The sequence below is a fragment of the Micromonospora pisi genome (assembly GCF_003633685.1).
In the GTDB taxonomy this organism is placed as follows: Bacteria; Actinomycetota; Actinomycetes; order Mycobacteriales; family Micromonosporaceae; genus Micromonospora_G; species Micromonospora_G pisi.
Genome location: NZ_RBKT01000001.1, coordinates 5260510 through 5280391, shown reverse-complemented (window position 1 = coordinate 5280391; position 19882 = coordinate 5260510). Strand labels below are relative to the sequence as shown.

General features: G+C 70.1%; 17 protein-coding genes. 6 read left to right on the top strand and 11 right to left on the bottom strand.

Features of this window, described 5'->3' with window-relative positions; all coding sequences use genetic code 11:
- Positions 1 to 56 precede the first annotated feature (56 nt).
- Both BDK92_RS22600 and BDK92_RS22595 read left to right on the top strand, forming a co-directional pair.
- Positions 57 to 1892, top strand: coding sequence for a bifunctional metallophosphatase/5'-nucleotidase (locus tag BDK92_RS22600; RefSeq protein ID WP_121158504.1), 1836 nt, complete (start codon positions 57 to 59; stop codon positions 1890 to 1892).
- Positions 1893 to 2185: 293 nt separating this feature from the next.
- Entirely contained in the window at positions 2186 to 2503 is a 318-nt protein-coding gene (locus BDK92_RS22595; RefSeq protein WP_246017563.1) for a chorismate mutase, read from the top strand.
- A 157-nt stretch (positions 2504 to 2660) separates the two neighbouring features.
- Here BDK92_RS22595 and BDK92_RS22590 read toward each other — a convergent pair whose 3' ends face one another.
- From BDK92_RS22590 to BDK92_RS22560, 7 genes are all read right to left on the bottom strand, one after another.
- A complete protein-coding gene (locus tag BDK92_RS22590) occupies positions 2661 to 3671 on the bottom strand; it encodes an ABC transporter ATP-binding protein (protein ID WP_121158502.1) in 1011 nt (336 codons plus the stop codon).
- Entirely contained in the window at positions 3664 to 4698 is a 1035-nt protein-coding gene (locus tag BDK92_RS22585; RefSeq protein ID WP_281278635.1) for an ABC transporter ATP-binding protein, read from the bottom strand. The genes BDK92_RS22590 and BDK92_RS22585 overlap by 8 nt, the downstream gene beginning before the upstream one ends.
- Positions 4699 to 4707: 9 nt before the next feature.
- Positions 4708 to 5649, bottom strand: coding sequence for an ABC transporter permease (locus BDK92_RS22580; RefSeq protein WP_121158501.1), 942 nt, complete (start codon positions 5647 to 5649; stop codon positions 4708 to 4710).
- Positions 5642 to 6577, bottom strand: coding sequence for an ABC transporter permease (locus BDK92_RS22575; RefSeq protein WP_121162489.1), 936 nt, complete (start codon positions 6575 to 6577; stop codon positions 5642 to 5644). The genes BDK92_RS22580 and BDK92_RS22575 overlap by 8 nt, the downstream gene beginning before the upstream one ends.
- A 215-nt stretch (positions 6578 to 6792) precedes the next feature.
- Positions 6793 to 8430, bottom strand: coding sequence for a peptide ABC transporter substrate-binding protein (locus tag BDK92_RS22570; RefSeq protein WP_121158500.1), 1638 nt, complete (start codon positions 8428 to 8430; stop codon positions 6793 to 6795).
- A gap of 337 nt (positions 8431 to 8767) precedes the next feature.
- Complete coding sequence (locus BDK92_RS22565; RefSeq protein WP_121158499.1) at positions 8768 to 9445, bottom strand: response regulator; 678 nt, start codon at positions 9443 to 9445, stop codon at positions 8768 to 8770.
- Between the two features lie 28 nt (positions 9446 to 9473).
- On the bottom strand, positions 9474 to 10715 hold the full coding sequence (locus BDK92_RS22560; RefSeq protein WP_281278699.1) for an ATP-binding protein: 1242 nt from the start codon (positions 10713 to 10715) through the stop codon (positions 9474 to 9476).
- Between the two features lie 233 nt (positions 10716 to 10948).
- Here BDK92_RS22560 and BDK92_RS22555 point away from each other — a divergent pair, with 233 nt between their 5' ends.
- The 3 genes from BDK92_RS22555 to BDK92_RS22545 all read left to right on the top strand — a co-directional run bounded on the left by BDK92_RS22555 (position 10949) and on the right by BDK92_RS22545 (position 14293).
- Positions 10949 to 12592, top strand: a complete 1644-nt coding sequence (locus BDK92_RS22555; RefSeq protein WP_246017191.1) for a PspC domain-containing protein — start codon at positions 10949 to 10951, stop codon at positions 12590 to 12592.
- Positions 12589 to 12888, top strand: a complete 300-nt coding sequence (locus BDK92_RS39735) for a hypothetical protein (RefSeq protein ID WP_211349334.1) — start codon at positions 12589 to 12591, stop codon at positions 12886 to 12888. The genes BDK92_RS22555 and BDK92_RS39735 overlap by 4 nt, the downstream gene beginning before the upstream one ends.
- Before the next feature lie 151 nt (positions 12889 to 13039).
- Positions 13040 to 14293: a phosphatidylserine decarboxylase gene (locus tag BDK92_RS22545; protein WP_121158497.1), complete on the top strand. Its 1254-nt coding sequence runs from the start codon at positions 13040 to 13042 to the stop codon at positions 14291 to 14293.
- A gap of 110 nt (positions 14294 to 14403) precedes the next feature.
- Here the strand turns inward: BDK92_RS22545 and BDK92_RS22540 are convergent, their stop codons facing one another.
- The 3 genes from BDK92_RS22540 to BDK92_RS22530 form a co-directional block, all read right to left on the bottom strand.
- A complete protein-coding gene (locus tag BDK92_RS22540) occupies positions 14404 to 15342 on the bottom strand; it encodes a CDP-alcohol phosphatidyltransferase family protein (RefSeq protein ID WP_121162487.1) in 939 nt (312 codons plus the stop codon).
- A 333-nt stretch (positions 15343 to 15675) separates the two neighbouring features.
- Positions 15676 to 16620, bottom strand: a complete 945-nt coding sequence (locus tag BDK92_RS22535) for an NUDIX hydrolase (RefSeq protein ID WP_121162486.1) — start codon at positions 16618 to 16620, stop codon at positions 15676 to 15678.
- Between the two features lie 150 nt (positions 16621 to 16770).
- Positions 16771 to 17718: an NUDIX hydrolase gene (locus tag BDK92_RS22530; protein WP_121158496.1), complete on the bottom strand. Its 948-nt coding sequence runs from the start codon at positions 17716 to 17718 to the stop codon at positions 16771 to 16773.
- Positions 17719 to 17863: 145 nt separating this feature from the next.
- Here BDK92_RS22530 and BDK92_RS22525 point away from each other — a divergent pair, with 145 nt between their 5' ends.
- Positions 17864 to 18259 carry a PspC domain-containing protein gene (locus BDK92_RS22525; protein WP_121158495.1) on the top strand — a complete coding sequence of 132 codons (396 nt, stop codon included), beginning with the start codon at positions 17864 to 17866 and terminating at the stop codon, positions 18257 to 18259.
- Positions 18260 to 18269: 10 nt separating this feature from the next.
- On the opposite strand, the gene guaA is transcribed toward BDK92_RS22525, so the two are convergent.
- Positions 18270 to 19823, bottom strand: coding sequence for a glutamine-hydrolyzing GMP synthase (gene guaA / locus BDK92_RS22520; protein WP_121158494.1), 1554 nt, complete (start codon positions 19821 to 19823; stop codon positions 18270 to 18272).
- Between the last annotated feature and the right edge of the window lie 59 nt (positions 19824 to 19882).

Below are 19882 nucleotides of genomic sequence, written 5' to 3'. Positions count from 1 at the left end.
ACGATGACCGGATACCGACCAGGAAAACTCACCCGCACCTGATGGGAAGAATCCGGATGAGCAAACCGCGTACGGACGGTTGGGCGGCGCTGCGGCGATTCGCGGTACCCGCCCTCGCCCTCGCCGTCGTCACCACCCTGCCCCTCGCCCCGACCGGTGACCCGTCGGCCGGTGCCGAGCGCTGGACCGCCCTCGACCCGGTCTCGGTCTCCTACCACCAGCCCCTCGGTCGTCCGGCCAAGGGCAACTTCCTCAGCTACAACGACTTCCACGGCGCCATCGACCCGCCTACCGGCAGCGGCGCCGCGGTCAACGGCACCCCGGCCGGCGGGGTCGAATACCTGGCGACCTGGCTCAGGAAGCTCCGCGCCGAGGCCACCGCCGAGGGACGCCGGAGCACCACCGTCGGCGCCGGTGACCTGATCGGCGCCACCCCGCTGGTCAGCGCCGCCTTCCATGACGAACCGACGATCGAACTCATGGACGAGATCGGACTGGAGATCAGTTCGGTGGGCAACCACGAGTTCGATGAGGGGGTCGAGGAACTGCTCCGGATCAACCGGGGCGGCTGCCACCCGGTCGACGGCTGCCAGGACGGGGACGGCTTCGCCGGTGCGCGGTTCAGCTACCTCGCCGCGAACACGGTGAGCCGGCGTACCGGGCTGCCGATCCTCCCGCCGGTGGACATCCGGATCGTCGACGGCGTACCGGTCGGCTTCGTCGGGCTCACGTTGGAGGGAACCCCGGGCATCGTCAACCCCGCCGGCATCAGCTCGGTCCGCTTCACCGACGAGATCGAGGCCGCCAACCTCTGGGGCGGCCTGCTCCGGCTCGCCGGAGTGAAGGCCCAGGTCCTGCTCCTGCACGAGGGCGGCACGCAGTCCGGCGGCCCGTCCGAGTGCACCAACTTCTCCGGTCCGCTGGTGCCGATCGTGGCCGGGCTGCGGCCCGAGTTCGGACTGGTCGTCAGCGGTCACACGCACCGCGCGTACTCCTGCTCGCTGCCGAACTCCTCGGGCACGCCGACCGTGGTCACCAGCGCCGGCACCAACGGCCAGCTGATCACCGACATCGACTACTCGCTGGACCGCCGGACCGGCCGGTTCAGCGAGATCACCGCCCGCAACGTCATCGTCGAGAACGGCGTACGCAACGCGGACGGGACCTGGCAGCAGACCACCCCGGGCAACTTCGTCCGCAACCCGGCCCTGGTGGACCCGAGGGCGAAGGCGCTCGCCGACAAGTACCGCAACGCGGTCGCCCCGATCGCCAACCGGGTGGTCGGGACGATCAGCGCCGACATCGTCCGGGACAACCAGCCGAACCAGGAGAGCCCACTCGGTGACGTGATCGCCGACGCACAACTCGCCTGGACCGCCTCGACCGGCGCCCAGCTCGCACTGATGAATCCGGGCGGCATCCGCGCCTCACTGACGTACGCCGCCTCGACCGGTGGCGAGGCGCCCGGCCAGATCACCTACGGCGAGGCGTTCACCGTCCAGCCGTTCAACAACCTGGTGGTCACCCAGACCTTCACCGGCGCCCAGCTGAAGGACGTACTGGAACAGCAGTTCGTCGGCTTCAACGGGCAGACCAGCCAGCGGGTCCTGCAAGTTTCGGCCGGTTTCAGCTACAGCTACGACACCAGCCTGCCGGCGGGTGGACGGGTCAGCGCCCTGACGCTGGGCGGTACGCCGGTCGACCCGGCCGCCAGCTACCGGGTCACCACGAACGACTTCCTGGCCAACGGCGGCGACGGCTTCACCCTGCTCACCGGGGGCACGGACCGGACCACCGCGCCCGGGTTCGACGTCGACGCGCTGGTCGCGTACCTGGGCGCCGGGGCGCCGGTCACCCCCGGTCCCGCAAACCGCATCACCCGTCTCGGCTGACCCACCAGCCCGGCCGGCAACGTTGGCAAGGGCCCCTTCACCTCCGTAAACGATAAGAGGGGGCCCTTCCTTACCGGGGCACTTGCGCGCAAGGGCCAGGGTGTGCATACTCGATTCGTGATCCAGCAGGCGCGCTTCTACTTTTACTATGGCTCCGGGAGTCCGGCAGCCGTAGGTAGCGCCTGATCTAAAACCTACGAAACGCCCCGGGCTCCTGGAGCCCGGGGCGTTTTGCTTCGGGTGTCTGGACGCTGGGGGCCAACCCGCTCGGGAGCCCAGAAATGACCGCACACATGCTTGAGCAGCCGACCGACTCCGCCGCATCCGACAAGTCCGGGACCACGCAGACCGGCACCGACTCACCCGAGGCCGCGCAGCGGATCCTCGCCATGCGCGACCGGATCAACGAGATCGACAACGCGTTGATCGCTCTCTGGCAGGAACGGGCGAGCCTGTCCCAGCAGGTCGGCGCGACCCGCGTCGCCTCCGGCGGCACCCGCCTGGTGCTCTCCCGCGAACGGGAGATCCTGGACAAGTTCCGCATCGCCCTGGGCGCGGACGGAACGCAGCTCGCACTGCTGGTGCTGCGCGCCGGCCGCGGACCGCTCTGACCGAACCGGCGCCGAACCGACAGCCCGGCGACGCGGCCCGGCGAGCGGTCCGGGGCGCCGGTCGCATGGATGACGGCCGACGCCCCGGACACTGAGGAGGCACTACCTTCACCGGTGGCGCAGCCGGGTGGGGCCGACCGCCGGCGTCTGACCCGGCCTATTCGACCGCGTGCACCACGTCCCGCTCCTCGGCGAAGTGGCATGCGCTCGGGTGACCGGAATGCTCCCGTTCCACCAGCGGTGGATCCTGCTCGGCGCAGATGCTCTGGGCCTTCCAGCAGCGGGTACGGAACCGGCAGCCCGAGGGCGGGTTGGCCGGCGACGGCACGTCACCCTCCAGCACGATCTGGTCCCGATGCCCACGCAGGGTGGGGTCCGGGACCGGTACGGCGGAGAGCAGCGCCTGCGTGTACGGGTGGGTCGGCCGCTCGTAGATCTCCTCGTTCGTACCGACCTCCACGATCTTGCCGAGATACATCACCGCCACCCGGTCGGCGATGTGCCGAACCACCGACAGATCGTGCGCGATGAACACGTACGAGAGCCCCAACTCGTCCTGGAGCTTCTCCAACAGGTTGATCACCTGCGCCTGGATCGACACGTCCAACGCCGACACCGGCTCGTCACAAATGATGATCTCCGGGTTGAGCGCCAACGCCCGGGCGATCCCGATCCGCTGCCGCTGACCGCCGGAGAACTGGTGCGGGTACCGGTTGATGTGGTCCGGATTGAGCCCGACCAGGTCGATCAGGTCCTGCACCCGCTTCTGCCGCTCGCCCCGAGGTGCGACATCCGGGTGGATGTCGAAGGGCTCGCCGATGATGTCGCCGACGGTCATCCGAGGGTTCAGCGAGGTGTACGGGTCCTGCAACACCATCTGGATGTTGCGCCGAGCCCGACGCAACGTCTGGCCGCTCAGCCGGGTCATGTCCTGGCCCCGGACGTCGATCGTGCCCGAGGTCGGCTTCTCCAGCCCGACCAGCAGCTTCGCCAGGGTCGACTTGCCGCAGCCGGACTCGCCCACCACACCGAGGGTCTCGCCCCGGCGCAGTTCGAGGTTGATCCCGTCAACCGCGCGGACCGCGCCGATCTGGCTCTGGAACACGATGCCCCGGGTGATCGGGAAGTGCTTCACCAGGTTCTGGGTCCGCAGCACGACGTCACTCATCGCCCAACACGTCCTTCCAGAAGTGGCAGCGCGAGGTCCGGTTCTCGGCCACCTGGTACGCCTGCGGCGGCGGGTCCGCCCGGCAGACGTCCTGGGCGTACCGGCACCTGGGGTTGAAGGCACAGCCCGGTGGGATGTTCGTCAGGTTCGGCGGCAGCCCTTTGATCACGTTCAGCTTCTGGCCCCTGAGGTCGACCCGGGGGATCGATTCCAGCAGGGCCTTGGTGTACGGGTGCGCCGGCCGGGCGTAGATGTCGAAGACTCCCGCCTCTTCCACCACCTTGCCGGCGTACATCACCGAGATCCGGTCGGCGACGTCGGCGACCACCCCCATGTCGTGGGTGATCAGGATCAGGCCCATGTTCCGTTCCCGGCGGAGTTCCGCCAGCAGGTTCATGATCTGGGCCTGGACCGTGACGTCCAGTGCGGTGGTGGGTTCGTCCGCGATCAGCACCTCCGGGTCGAGGGCCAGCGCCATCGCGATCATCACCCGCTGCCGCATACCGCCGGAGAACTGGTGCGGGTAGTCGTTGATCCGCTGCCGGGCGCCCGGAATCTTCACCAGGTCGAGCAGCTCGATCGACCGCTGGTGGGCGGCCTTCCGGGACATGCCCCGGTGCACCCGCATCAGTTCGCCGAGCTGGAAGCCCACCGAGAAGACCGGGTTGAGCGCGGAGAGCGCGTCCTGGAAGATCATGGCGATCCTGTTGGCGCGTACCTTCCGCCGCTGCTCCTCGGAGAGCTTCAGCAGGTCGAGCCCGCGGTAGCGGACCTCACCCCGGGTCACGTAACCGGGTGGGGTGTCCAGGATGCCCATGATCGCCTGCGCGGTCACCGACTTGCCACACCCGGACTCGCCGAGGATGGCCAGGGTCTCTCCCGCCTGGACGGTGAAGTTGGCCCCGTTCACCGCGTGCGCGACACCGTTGACGGTACGGAACTCCACGTGCAGGTCGGTCACCTGAAGCAGCGGGGCGGAGTGGTCCAATCCGGGTAGGACGTCGATTTGTGCCTTGATGTCGGTCACCGGATTCTCCTACCGCAGCTTCGGGTCGAAGGCGTCGCGGATCGCGTCGCCGAGCATGATGAAGGCGAGCACGGTCAGCGCCAGGAACGCGGAGGGTGCCATCAGCGGGGTGGCGTTCTCCCGTACCCGCAGCTGCGAGCTGGAGATGTCGATGCCCCAGGAGACGGCGGGTGCCTTCAGCCCGATGCCGAGGAACGACAGGGTGGCCTCCACCGAGATGAACCCGCCGAGCGCGATGGTCAGCACGACCACGAAGGGGGCGAGCGCGTTCGGCAGGATGTGCCGGAACATGATCCGGCCGTGCCCGGCGCCGAGCATCCGGGCCGCCGCCACGTAGTCCTGGTTCTTGGCACTGATCACCGAGGAGCGCATCACCCGCGACGCGGTGGTCCAGCCGAGTACCCCGAGCACGATCACCACGGTCCAGATGCCGGTCCCCTGTCGGTCGCCGGCAAGCCGCTTGCCGAGCACGATCGCGGCCAGCAGCAGCGGGATGCCGAGCACGATGTCGGTGAGCCGGGACAGGATGGTGTCCACCCAGCCACCGAAGTAGCCCGACGAGAGCCCGACGACCAGCGCGATGGCGCCGGCCAACAGCATGGCGAAGACACCGACCTGGATCGAGGCGCGGGCGCCGTAGACCGTACGCGCGAAGACGTCACAGCCCTGGAAGTCGTAGCCGAACCAGGCCCGCCCGCTCGGTGCCCCGTACTGCCGGGACAGTGCGCAGCTGGCGGGGTCGGCCGGGGTGAAGAGCTGTGGCACCAGCGCCATCACCACGAAGAGCAGGACCAATCCGGAGGCGACCCAGAAGATCGGGTTGCGGCGTAGGTCCCGCCAGGCGTCGCCGGCGAGGCTGCGCGGCTTGTCGGTCTTGGCGCCGGCCGGTCCGACCGGTGCGGGGTTCGCGGCGGGGGTCTCGGCTGCGGCGATCGATTCGAGATTACTCATAGCGGATCCTCGGGTCGAGCACGGCGTACATGATGTCGACGATCAGGTTCGCGACCAGGAAGACGATGACCAGCAGGCTCACGAAACCGACCACGAGCGGTCCGTCCTCGGTGCGGATGCCGCGGAAGAGGTTGAAGCCGACGCCGGGAATGTTGAACACGCCCTCGGTGATGATGGCGCCGGCCATCAGGCCACCGATGTCGATGCCGATGTAGGTGACCACCGGGATCAGCGAGTTGCGCAGTACGTGTACCCCGATCACCCGGCTGCGCGGCAGGCCCTTGGCGCGGGCCGTACGGACGTAGTCGGCGCGGAGGTTCTCCGCCACCGAGGTACGGGTCAACCGGGAGTAGGTGGCGAGCGAGAGCGACCCCAGCACCAGTCCGGGTAGGAACAGTGCCCACCAGTCCGGGTCACCACCGGCGGTGGGCGGGAACCAGCTGAGCTTGATGCCGAAGAAGTACTGCGCCAGCGGGGCCAGCACGATCACCGGGATGGAAATGAGTAGCAGGGTGAGGATCAGCGTGGCATTGTCGAACACGCCGGCGCGACGGATGCCGGCGACGACGCCCGCGGTCACGCCGAAGAGGATGGCGAACAGGACGCCGATCACGGCGAGCCGGATGGTCACCGGCCACGCCTGGGCGATCATGTCGCCGATCGGTCGACCGGTCAGCGAGGTGCCGAAGTCGAGTTGCAGCAGGCCCTTCATGTAGTAGCCGTACTGGGTCCAGAAACCCTCGTTGAGGTGGTACCGCTCGGTCAGGACCGCGACCTGGGCCGGGGTGACCGGGCGTTCGCCGACCAGGGACTGGATGACCTGTGCGGGGCTGCCCTGATTGCTGAACATGAGCGCGTAGACGAGCAGGGTGGCCCCGAAGAACGTGAGGACCATCTGCAGCAGGCGCCGGACTATGAAACGGAACATGTCTTCGTCCTTCACGGGACAGGCGTCGGTGGCTGCCTTGTGGACAGCGGACCGCATACGAACGCGGCGATGGCGTCACCGCACGGTCACCGGTGACGCCACGGAGATGGCCCGTCTGGATCGGGCACCGCCCGACAAACGGACCACTCGTCGGACGGTCCGGGTCACGCAACTCCTAGCTGGTGACCCGGACCGTCCGCCGCTCAGCGGTCAGTTCAGCTGACGGCTTCGATCTTCAGCAGATTGACCCGGTTGAACAGGTCGATCTCCACGTTCTTGACCTTGTTCGAGTGGCCGAACGTGTTCTGCCCGAACCGCAGCGGAATCACCGGCATGTCCTGGACGAGGATGTCCTCGGCCGCCTGGTACTTCTTGATCGCCTCGTCGAGGCTCGGCGCCGAGGCACCCTCCTTGACCAGGGCGTCGAAGGCCGGGTTGCTGTAGCCGTAGTAGTTCGACGAACCGTTGGTGCTGTACAGCGGGCCGAGGTAGTTCTCCATGGACGGGTAGTCCATGACCCAGCCCATGCGGAACATGCCGACCGGGGTCTTCGACTCCACCTTGGTCAGCAGGTCAGCGAACTTCGGCTCGGCGGTGCCGACGCACTCCACACCCAGGTTGGTCTTGAGCTGGTTGCAGGTGGCGTCCACCCACTCCTTGTGCCCACCGTCACCGTTGTACGAGATCTGCAGCTTGGCCGGGCCACCGGCGGCGGTGTACGCCGCCTTCGCCTTGGCCGCGTCGAAGACGCAGGCGTCGGCGCAGGTGTTGTCCCGGTACCCGGCGACAACCGGCGAGACGAACGAGCGGGCCGACTTCTGCGAACCCTTGAAGACCGCCTTGATGATCTCGTCCCGGTCGATCGCCTGGGAGATCGCCTTACGAACCTCAGCCTTGGCGAACTCCGGCTGGAACGTCGGGAACGCGACGAACTGGAAGGTCGAGGCCGGCGACTGCTTGAACCGGTCACCCAGGTCGGTCTGCGCGCTGGAGAGAACCTCGGTCGGGATCGTCTTGACCACGTCGAGGTTGTCCGCCTGCAGGTCGGCGTAGGCCGAGGTCAGCTGCTGATAGATCTTGAAGTTGACGCCGCCGACCTTCGGCTTCTCACCCGGGTAGGCGTCGTACTTCTCGACCTCGATGCCCTGGTCGTGCTGCCAGGCGCCCTTGAGCTTGAACGGGCCGTTACCGACGATCGCGTCCTCGAAGCCCTCCTTGAGCACACCGTCGGACTGCCACGCCGCCGCCGGCAGCGGGTAGAACGAGGTGTAGCCGAGGACGGCCTTGAACTCGCTGAACGGCGCCGCCAGCTTGACCGTGAAGGTGAGGTCGTCGACCTTCGCCAGACCGGTCAGCTTCTTGGCCTTCGGCTCCGGAGCCTTCTGCGGGCCCTCTTCGCCGTCGGGGTCGGTCGACTGAAGGTCGGCGTAGCCGTCGACCTTCTCCCAGAAGTAGGCGCCGCCCTGGCCGTTCGGGCCGTACGCGCCGTAGTTCCAGGCGTTGATGTAGCTGTCGGAGGTGACCTTCTCACCGTTGTGGAAGGTGTAGCCGTCCTTGAGCTTGACCGTCCACAGGGTGTTGTCCGTGGAGGTGATCGACTCGGCGGCAACCTCGTAAGGCTTGTTGTCCTTGTCGAAGTCAACCAGCGGAGAGAAGAGGGCGGCCAGGACCTGGGCGCCGCTCGTCTCGGTGGTGTTGGAAGGGATCAGGTGCTGCGGCTCGGCGATCTCGATAGAAACCACCGCGTTGCTGTTGCTCGAACCGGAGTCGTCCGGGTCGCTGCTGCTGCAACCTGTGGCAATCAGCGTGATGGCGGTCGTAGCGACCGCCATCTTCAGGGTTTTCCCGCGCATGGGAGTGCCTCCTCAGGGCGCTCACGAGGGGGTGTGAGGTGACTGACACTGTGACACCCAACGCCCGTTGCGTGAAGGTGCCGTTATCAAGCCGTTAGACCAAGCGCACTCGGTCAATACTCACCAAGATCACAATTTGCCCTGGTGGATCTACCTGAACCGGCGTACGCGACAGCCCAAACAGAGGCACCTGGGCGACCGGTCCCGACGCGCCCCGGTCAACCGCCGAACGGAGTGGCCGAATACTGTCGGATGTCATACGCACACTGAGCGTGCACATCCTCCCGACGGCGGGACCTACGGCGGATCGACGGGGACGACGATCGACGCCGCGGACTCAGACGAGCCGACGATCCGCCGCCCAGCGGGACAACTCGTAGCGGTTGGACATCTGGAGCTTGCGCAACACGTTGGAGACGTGGGTCTCGACCGTCTTGATCGAGATGAACAACTCCTTCGCGATCTCCTTGTAGGCGTAGCCCCGGGCAAGCAGCCGGAGCACCTCACGCTCCCGGTTGGTGAGCTGGTCCAGCTCCGGGTCGGCGACCGGCACATCCGGACGGGCGGCGAACGCGTCCAGCACGAAACCGGCCAGCCGCGGGCTGAAGACGGCATCCCCGTCGGCCACCCGCCGGATCGCCGCGGTCAGCTCGTCCGGCGAGATCGTCTTGGTGACGTATCCACGCGCCCCGGCCCGGATCAGACCGATCACGTCCTCGGCCGCGTCGGAGACACTCAACGCCAGGAACCGGATCGCCGGATGGGTACGCCGCATCGCGTCCAGCACCGCCCGGCCCCCACCGTCGGGCATGTGCACGTCGAGCAGCACCACGTCCGGTAGGGTCACCGCGATCCGGTTGATCGCCTCCGCCACGGTGCTCGCCTCGCCGACCACCTCGACGTGCACACCCAACTCGGCCCGGACCCCGGCGCGGAACATCGCGTGGTCATCCACCAGGAACACGCGCAGCCGCGGCTGCTCCGCGCCCTCGGCGATGTCGGTGCTCTCCGTCATGACTCTCCTCGCTCCGCCCCGGTCATCGCTACCATTCCCTGCCCGATCCGGTGCTCTCCCGGATCGGCATGAACAGCCGCACCTCGGTTCCGTCCCCTGGCGAACTGCGGATCTCCGCCCGGCCGCCGTGCCGGTCCATCCGCCCGATGATCGACCCACGTACCCCGTGTCGATGATCCTCTACCGTAGTCGGGTCGAAGCCGGCACCACGGTCACGTACGAAGACACTCACCTGCTCCGGCTCGACCTCGGCGTAGAGCGACACCGTCTCGACCTTCGCGTGCCGGGCCGCGTTGACCAGCGCCTCCCGGGCCGCCGCGACCAGGGCCGCGATCCGCTCGTCGGTCTCCCGGTCGCCGACCACCACGGTCTCGACACTGATCGCGAAGGTGTCCTCCACCTCGGCGGCGGCCTGCTCCAACGCGGCCGCGAAGCGCTCGGTCGGCGACCCGGTCGGCTTGTACAGCCAGCTCCGCAACGACCGCTCCTGACCCCGGGCCAGTCGTTGCACGGTCTTCACGTCGGCGGCGTTGCGTTGGATCAGGGCGAGCGTGTGCAACACCTGGTCGTGCACCATCGCCGCCAGCTCGGCCCGCTCCTGCTCCCGGATCCGTCCCTCGCGCTCGGTCCGCAACTGGTTGAACATCCGCCAGAGCACCGGCGCCGCGACCACCCCGACCCCGGCCAGCCCGACCAGCGCGAAGATCACCCCGTTCGCCACCGCGTCGAAGTCGGCCTGGGGGGAGTAGACCGCCGCCACCCCGACCACCCCGACCGCGACCAACAGGCCGCCGCCGATGAACCGGAGCACGAACGCCCGTCGGTCGCTCTCCTCCAGCACCGCGCCGAGCCACGGCACCGGCATCGTCTCGCTCCACTGCCGGCGCCGCTCCGGAGTCGACTGGTGCCAGATCACCCCGGCGCCGACCGCGATGATCGCCACCAGCCAGCCGGCGGTGCCGGTCACCCCGGTACGACCGAAGACCATCAACTGAATCACCAGTACGCCGAGCCCGATGGCCACGAACGGCATCAGTTGGAGCAGATCGCGCCGGGGCGGTTCACCGGTCTCGCCGGGGCGTACCGGGACCACCGCCCAGAACGCCGCATAAAGCAATAGGCCGAGACCACTGAGACCGAGCAGCACCACGAATGCGACCCGTACCCGGATCACCGGGATCCCCAGATGCTCGGATATGCCGGCGGCCACGCCGGCCACCATGCGGTGGTGCCGGGCGCGGTATAGGCGGGGCTCAATCGCGGTGCTGATCGGTCACTCCCTGGTCGTGCCGGTCGGTCCGCCGGGGCGGGACCGGTCCGGCGCGTGGACGGGTGGTCACGGGGGACCCGCCGGCCGTCGTCGGCCTGCGGATTCGATCGTCACACGTGGGCGGGCACCGTGACCACGGGGACGCCCCGGAACCTTTCCGCCGGAATTATCAGGGTGGCCTCAGGGTTCGCGCCTGAGGCCACTCGGACCGTCGACGGACCAGACTCGGAAACATGACCGAAGAAGCTGCCGCGTCAGGACGACCGGCCCCGACGGAGAGCGCCGATCCGCCGCAGCCTCCGCTGCCCGGTCCGGCATCTTCGCCCACGAGCCCCGCCGGAGCCGACGCTCCGGCCGACTCGGACGAAACACCCCGGACCGACCACACCTCACCTCCCGGCGGACCACCGCCGGGCGACACCCCACCCCCCTGGGGGTACGCGCCGCCCCCCGGCCCACCGCCCACCGGCCCCGCCGGCTTCACCTCCCGGTACGGGCTGGTCCGCCCCCGCGAGGGGCGCTATCTCGCCGGGGTCTGTGCCGCGATCGGCCGGGCCACCAACACCGACCCGATCCTCTGGCGGGTGCTCCTCGCCGTACTGGGCTTCTTCGGCGGCATCGGTGTGCTGGTCTACCTGGCCGCCTGGCTGATCATCCCGGCCGAGGGGGACAGCGCCTCGCCGGTCGAGTCGATGCTGGGCCGGGGCCGGTCGAGCATGTCCCCGGTGACCGTGATCATCCTCGGGGTGCTGGTCGCGGTGATGTTCGGCCTGATCGTGACCGACTCGTTCCGGGCCATCATGCTCGGCGCGGCGATCCTGATCGGCGGGGCGCTGCTGCTCAACCGGAACGCCCGTACGTCGGGCACGGCGGACGCACCACCCGGCCCGGCACCGGGATTCGGGCCCGCGACCGGACCCGCGCCCTTCGGAGCGCCGACCGAGTCGTACCCGGACTGGTACCGGCCGGCACCGCCCGCCCACCCCGGATACCCGGGCGGCCCCGCGGCGGCCTACGCCGGTGCCCCCGGTCCGGCGTACCCCGGAGGTGCCGCCCCGGTGACCGTGCCGCCGGCTGCCGGCCCGACCGCCGTACCCCCGAGCGGGTGGCCGCCGGCTCCGGGCGACCCGCTCACGCCAGCGGCGAGCGGTCCGCTCCCGGGCGGCTACCGGCCGCCGTTCGCGCCGCACGGCCCGTACGCCGGCCCCGCCTTCCGGCCGCCCACGGGCAAACCCCCGAAGCCCCCGAAGCCCCCGAAGCCGCCACGGGAACGATCCCCGCTCGGTGCCGCCACCTTCTCCCTGATCTTCGTGGCGATAGGTGTGGTGGTCATCCTCGACACCACCAACGTGGTCGAGGTCAGCCCCTCCGCCTACTTCACGGCGGCCCTGATCACCATCGGGCTCGGGCTCCTGGTCGGCTCCTGGTTCGGCCGGGCCCGGTGGCTGATCGCACTCGGCCTGGTGGCGTCCGCGGCGCTCGGCATCTCCACGATCGCCGAGTCCGTCCAACCGGCACACAGCCCGGACGGGCAGGCGGTCTGGGCGCCGAACAGCGTCGACGAACTCGCGACCCGGTACGAGAACAGGTTCGGCGACGGCACCCTCGACCTCAGCAACGTCGACTTCACCGACCGGGACGTCCAGGTGACGGTACGGGTCAACTTCGGCAAGCTCCGGGTGATCGTTCCGCCGGACGTGGACGTCACCACGGACGCGGAGGTGAACGCCGGTGACGCCCGCATCTTCGGCGACCGGTGGAGTGGCGTGAACAACCCTTCCCGCCAGGTCACCGACCTCGGCGCGGACGGTGCCGGCGGCGGCAAGCTCCGCCTGTCCCTGCACGTCAACGCTGGTGATGCGGAGGTCTACCGATGAAGGCGCACCGGACCGACGGGGTCTCCCTCACGTTCTCCCTGATCTTCCTGGGGATCGCCGCCTGGTGGCTGGTCGCCCAGTCCCTCGATCTCTCCCTGCCCGCGGTGGGCTGGATCCTGGCCGCTGCCCTGATCCTGGTCGGCGTCCTCGGCCTGCTCGGGGCGTTGCGGTCGGGGCGGCCGGCAGCCGAATCCGTCCCCGGCGGTGACCCGACACTCGATCTGGAGCCGGTGGCTCCGACCGCCGTCGACCTGGCCGACACCGACCAGGCACGGGTCGACGATCACCGGGACTGATACCGATCGCTGTGGCCCGTGGCCGCTCGTGCATAAACTGGCCGGCGGAGGTTTCCACCTCCGCCGGCCGGTCCGCGTCAGGCGCCCGGTTACGGCCCCGCCGGGACGAGTCGCGCTCTCCCGCCTTCACCCACCAAGGAGTTCGCCCCCGATGACCCAGTCCCCCGCCGTGCCCACCCCCGCTCCGCAGGGTCCGGTCCGCCTCGGCGAGCGGGCCGCCCGTACGCTCACCGCCGAACTGGCCCGACACCACGGCTCGAAGACCGCGCTCCTGGTCGGGGCGGAGGCGGACTCCACGGTGCTCGGCGCGGCGATCGGCGCCCTGCTGCCCGGCGACACACTCACCGTCGTACCGGCCGAGCCGTACGACGCAGAGGCACTCCGTACGCACATCTCCGCCCGGGGTCCGTGGGTGTCGGACCGGGTGCGGATCGTCGACACGCTCGCCGACGCCGGTACGGCGCAGGTGGTGCTGGTCGCCACCCCGTTCACCGGCACCGTCGAGGAGACCCGGGCCGCCCTCGCCGGACTCGGTGGACACGTCGCCAAGGGCGGGGTGCTGACCGTGGCCGCGCCGGCGCTGCCCGGACGGACCGAGGGCGCGGGTGCCGAACTCGACCGGCAGGCGGCCCTCTTCGGTGTCGGTACCGACCTGGTGTTGCGCAATCAGCCGCCGCTGCGGGTGCACCGGCTGCGGTTCACCCCGGCGGAGGTGGCCACGGCGGGGCGGCTCGCGCCCGCCTACCGCCCCTCCAGCGTCCCCATCACCCGGACCATGCACATCGACTCCAACGGGGTCGCCGCCGCCGGCATCGCGCTCGGGCTGGCCGCTCTCGCCAAGGTCGCCCGGCCGAAGTCCCGGCTCTGGCTGGTGCCGGCGCTGGTCGCGGCGCCCGTGGCCGCGTTCTTCCGGGACCCGGAGCGGGACCTGCCGGAGGACGACTCGGCCGTGGTGGCCGCCGCCGACGGTCGGGTGTTGTCGGTCGAGCGGCTGACCGACGAGCGGTTCGGCGACGGCGAGTTCCTCCGGATCGCGGTCTTCCTCTCCGTGCTCGACGTGCACGTGAACCGGTCCCCGGTGGCCGGCAAGGTGGTCGACTACTTCGTCGCCGATGGTGGCTTCGCCGCCGCGATGAAGCCGGACGCGGAACACAACGTGGCCGCGTACACCGTGCTGGACACCGAGCGGGGCACGGTCGTGGTGGCACAACGGACGGGTCTGATCGCCCGCCGGATCGTGCAGCGGGCGCCGGTGGGGGCGTTGCTGGCCAAGGGTGAGCGGATCGGGCTGATCCGGTTCGGCTCGCGTACCGACGTCTACCTGCCCGCGGACGCGGCCGACCCGCTGGTGGGGCCCGGCGACCGGGTGATCGGCGGGGCGTCGGTGATCGCGCGCTGGCGCTGACCGGGCTGGTGACGACGAACTGACAGACCAGGGCGCCCCGGAAGGATTCCGGGGCGCCCTGGGCGTGTTCTGGTGCCGGCGGGGTGACGTGCCGGCGGAGAGGGCTCGGATCAGGCCGTGTGGCGCTGCCGCAGCCAGAGCAGTGGACCGCTGGCCAGGTAGCCGAGGACCAGGAGCGCGAAGGTGAGTCGTACGTCGACCAGGGCGCCGACCACCGGGGCCAACCAGACCCACGGCGGCAGCTTCACCAGGCGGGCGAGTTTCGCGTACGGGAAGCTGGAGACCATCGCGAAGGCCAGCAGCCCGACCCCGGCGACCTGGAGCGTCCCGGGGACCGGCAGCCCGATCAGGACGACCAGGGCGAGCACCGCGGCCGCCATCGTGGTCGGTACGCCGCAGAAGAACCGGCCGTCCTTCGGGGAGACGTTGAACCGGGCCAACCGGATCGCCGCGCAGGCCGCCACCAGAGCACAGGCGATCGCGGCGGCCGGGGTGGAGACCGTTCCGGCCAGCGAGGCGTAGACCACCACGGGCGCGGCCAGGCCGAACGAGCACATGTCGGCCAACGAGTCCATCTGGGCACCGAACGGGCTGGCCACGCCGAGCTTGCGGGCCAGCGCGCCGTCGAGTCCGTCGAAGACCACGCAGGCGATCAGGCAGAAGGCCGCGGTCTGTTCGTCGCCCCTCATGGCCAGGAAGATCGCCAGCATGCCGAGCGAAAGGCTGGCCAGGGTGCAGCCGTTGACCAGTGCGAACTTGAACCGCCGGGCGACCGTCCGCTCGCCCGGCAGCAGCGGGATCGCCATCGGCTGCACCACGTCGTCGACCGGGCCCATCGGTCCGATCGCCGGGCTGACCGGTACGACGGAGTCGATCTCCGCCTCGGTCAACCGGTCGATGCCGTAGTGGCTCGGGAACTGGGTGCGCGGGTCGCCGGGGTAGTCATGCCCGGGTCGGATGACGGTGGCGGTCATGCCGCCCCGCTCGTCGTCACGACGCGCGACCCGGACCAGCAGGACCTGGCGGGCGAACGCGCCACCACGGCGCAGTTGCCCGGCCCAGCGACGCCCTGCCGGGCGGGGGTTGTCCGTCGTGTGACGCCGACGCCAAGGGGCTCTCGGCACGTTTCCTCCATTACCCGATCGACTCGACCGCCACCGGTGGTGGCGACCCGGCCAGCTCATGCCGGGGTCCTGGGGTTGTTGGCCGGCAAGCTTTTGCGGCCTACACCATCGCACAGACCGAAGCGCCTTGGCGATAGTTGGCGACGGAGCATTTTTCGCATACCGCGCGATCCGCCCAGAAACCCTATCCGGGGTGTTATCCCTCCGTCGGGGGACCCCACACCCACGGAACCAGTGTATCGGAATCATCCACAACGGTCATTTCGGCGGAGTTTGCCCTGCCAGACGCTCCAGCGCCCGCGACGCGACGTCGGTCAGCGGCAACCCGGCAGCCTCCGCGACGGCGAACCAGGCAGCGCTGTCGGTCGATCCGCCCGGCGCCTCGGTCACCCGCGCCTCGGTCGGCACATCCACCTCGACCCGGTAGGACACCCGGACGCTGTGCCAGTCCATCGGCCGGCCCTCCGGCCCTCGGGCGGCCCGGTTGTGCCGGTGCGTGACATCGATCAGACCGGTGATCCGCCCGAGCTGACCAGTCTCCTCCACCAGTTCCCGGAGCAACCCGGTCGCCGGCTGCTCCCCATGGTCGGTGCCGCCGCCCGGCAGGTGCCAGCGACCGGCACCCGGATAGCCGTCCGCGATCCGGGTGAGCAGCACCCGCCCCTCCGGGTCCGTGGCGAGGCCGTACGCGGCGAAGCGCTGGCCGGTGTCGGGCGGCAGGGGCGGCAGGGGCGGCAGCGCCCGCCGTACGGACCCGGGCGGCGGCTCCGGCAGCGGGGTGACCGGCTGGCCGAGCAGTTCCGCGGTGAACGGCATCAGTGGCAGGTCGGGCAGCCGCTCCGGCGGGATCCAGGCGACCGGGTCGGCGGTGCCGTACGCCTCGGAGCGCAGCGCGCCGCCGGTCGGCCGGACCCGGTAGACGATCCGGTCGGTGTGCACCTCCTCGTCCGGGCCGCCGAGCCGGCTCAGGTCGGCGAGCACCGCCTCCACCTCGACGATCTCGACCACCAGGCCGGTCTCCTCGACGAACTCGCGGACCAACGCCGCCGCCGGATGTTCGCCCTGGGCCACCCCGCCGCCAGGCAGCTGCCAGATCCCGGCGATGTCGGCGATGTCGGCGGTCGCCGACGACCGGGTCAGCAGCACCCGACCGTGGTCGTCCCGGCACAACCCGTACGCCCCGATCCGCCGCCGCCGCATCAGCACCCCTCGCCCCGTCTCGACAACCGTTGATCACGAGGTTAGCTCCGGCGGCCCCGGATCAGCAGAACCGACCAGGGAAGAGACCCCGCGAACGCGTCAGACGGCGCCCCCGGCCGACCGCGCCGGGGGTGGCAGGTGGGTGGTGAGGGATCAGGCGCGACGCGCGGCCTGGACCGCCTCGGCGGTCACCTCGGTGAGCCGCTCGACCGGAAGCGCGTCCAGCTCGTCCGGGCCGAACCAGCGGGCCTCGGAGGTCGACCCGCCGATGTCCCCCACCGTCGGCGGCGCGGGCGCGTCGACCGCGACCCGGTAGAAGGCCCGTACGCCGTGCCAGTCGATCGGATAGCCCTCCGGGCCCAGCGAGGCGGCGTCCCGGTGACTCGCCACACCGAGCAACTCGATCAGCCGCCCCCGCTGACCGGTCTCCTCGACCAGTTCGCGGATGAGCGCCGCGCCCGGCTGCTCGCCGTAGTCGGTGCCGCCGCCCGGCAGGTGCCAGCAACCGGCCCCCGGATAACCGTCCGCGACCCGGGTGAGCAGCACTCGCCCGGCCGGATCGGTCGCCACCGCGTACGCGGCGAAGCGCTGCGCGCGGTGCAGCCCGTCCGGTCCCGGTACGGCGTGGAACGACGGGAAGTCGGGCGCCTCCTCCGGGCAGAGGTCGATCGGACCAGCGGGCAGCTCCAGCGCCTGGGCGGTGAACGGGCGCAGCGGCAACTGCTTCGCCTCGTCCAGGCTGTGCCAGCGGGCGAGGTCGGTCGGCTGGCCGATCCGGTCGCAGAGCGTGCCGCCCCGGACCGATACGCGGTAGAGCAGCCGGTCGGTATGGATCGTGACGCCACGCTGTGGCAGCGACCGCATGTCGGCGAGGACGTCGATGAGGCCGGCGACCGAGACCGAGAGTCCGGTCTCGGCGGCGGTCTCCCGGACGACCGTGTGGTTGGGATCTTCACCGTGGTCGACCGCACCACCCGGCAGCGACCACACACCGGGGGTACCGGACCGGGACGAGGCGCGTACCAGCAGCACCCGGTCCTCGGAATCTGTACAAACGGCGTAGGCCGCGATCCTACGAATCGGCTCCAGCGCAGGGGTCACAGGGCAAAATTCTCCCCGGATCATGCTTCGGGCCGATGAACTGAGTCAGATTCCTGACACTTGGCCACACTTTCGGGGGACAGTCAGGGTAGGGATCCGGGCGGTCACCGAGGTCGACGGACCGGCCGGCGCGGAGCGTGGAGGCATGACCGAGACACCCTCGCACCAGACCCCGCCGCCCCAGGCACCGCCGTATCAGGCAGCACCGCCGCCGCAGGCGCCGCCGTTGCCGTACCCGACGCAGCAACCGCCGTACCGGCAGCTTCGCCGGCCCACCACGGACCGGATGATCGCCGGGGTGGCCAGCGGGCTGGGTCGCTACTTCGCGGTCGATCCGACCCTGGTACGGGTGATCTTCGCCGTGGTCGTGGTGCTCACCGGCGGCATCGCGCTGCTGGCCTACCCCGTGATGTGGTTCCTGATGCCGGTCGAGCCGGCCGGCACACCCGCCTGGCCGCACCCGGCACCCGGCTGGTCACCGCCGGCGCCGGGCTGGCAGCACCCTGGGCCGGGCACACCCGGAGCCCCGCCGACGGCGTGACCCGGCCGGACTACTCCCACTCGATGGTGCCCGGCGGCTTGCTGGTGACGTCGAGGACCACCCGGTTCACCTCGGGCACCTCGTTGGTGATCCGGGTGGAGATCCGGCCGATCAGGTCGTACGGCAACCGGGACCAGTCCGCCGTCATCGCATCCTCGCTGGAGACCGGGCGGAGCACCACCGGGTGCCCGTAGCTGCGCCCGTCGCCCTGCACCCCGACACTGCGTACGTCGGCCAGCAGGACCACCGGGAACTGCCAGACGTCGCGGTCCAGGCCCGAGGCGGTCAGCTCCTCGCGGGCGATCAGGTCGGCGGCGCGGAGCAGGTCGAGCCGCTCGCGATCGACCGAGCCGATGATCCGGATGGCCAGACCCGGTCCGGGGAACGGGTGCCGCCAGACCATCTCCTCGGGCAGCCCCAGCTCGACGCCGAGCGCCCGTACCTCGTCCTTGAAGAGCGTGCGCAGCGGCTCCACCAGCGCGAACTTCAGATCGTCCGGCAGCCCGCCGACGTTGTGGTGAGACTTGATATTGGCCGTACCGGTGCCACCGCCCGACTCCACCACGTCCGGGTAGAGGGTTCCCTGGACCAGGAACTCCACGTCTCCGGCGGCGGCCACCTCGCGCGCAGCGGCCTCGAAGACCCGGATGAACTCCCGGCCAATGATCTTGCGCTTCTGCTCGGGGTCGGTCACCCCGGCGAGCGCACCGAGGAACCGGTCGGCGGCGTCCACCACCTTCAGCTTGATCCCCGTCGCCGCCACGTAGTCCTGCTCCACCTGCTCGGCCTCACCGGACCGCAGCAGGCCGTGGTCGACGAAGACACAGGTGAGCTGGTCACCGACCGCGCGGTGGACCAGCGCCGCGGCGACCGCGGAGTCGACCCCACCGGAGAGGCCGCAGATGACCTCCTTCTCCCCGACCTGGGCCCGGATCGCGGCGACCTGCTCGTCGATGATGTTGCTGGGCGTCCAGGTCGGCTCGATCCCGGCCACGTCGTAGAGGAAGCGGGTCAGCATGGTCTGCCCGTGGGTGGTGTGTCCCACCTCGGGGTGGAACTGCACCCCGGCACGGCGGCCGGCGAGGTCCTCGAACGCGGCCACCGGCGCACCGGCGGAGGCGGCGGTCACCGCGAAGCCGGCCGGCGCCTCGGTCACACAGTCACCGTGGCTCATCCAGACCGACAGCTCCGCCGGCAGTTCGCGTAGCAGCACACCGCCGTCGGCGGTCGGGCTCAGCGCGGTACCACCGAACTCCCGTCCACCGGTGTGGGCGACGGTGCCACCGAGCGCCTGGGCCATCGCCTGGAAGCCGTAGCAGATGCCGAAGATCGGCACACCGGCGTCGAACAGCTTCGGATCCACCTGAGGGGCGCCGGGAGCGTAGACGCTCGACGGTCCCCCGGAGAGGATGATCGCGGCAGGGTCTCGGGCCAGCATCTCGGCCACCGGCATGGAGTGCGGCACGATCTCGGAATAGACCTTGGCCTCCCGCACCCGACGGGCGATGAGCTGGGCGTACTGGGCTCCGAAGTCAACCACCAGAACGGGGCGCGGCGTGCTCATGTGCAGGAAGCCTACCTACTCACCCGGATCAGGAGCCAATCGCGGCGTACCGGACCGGC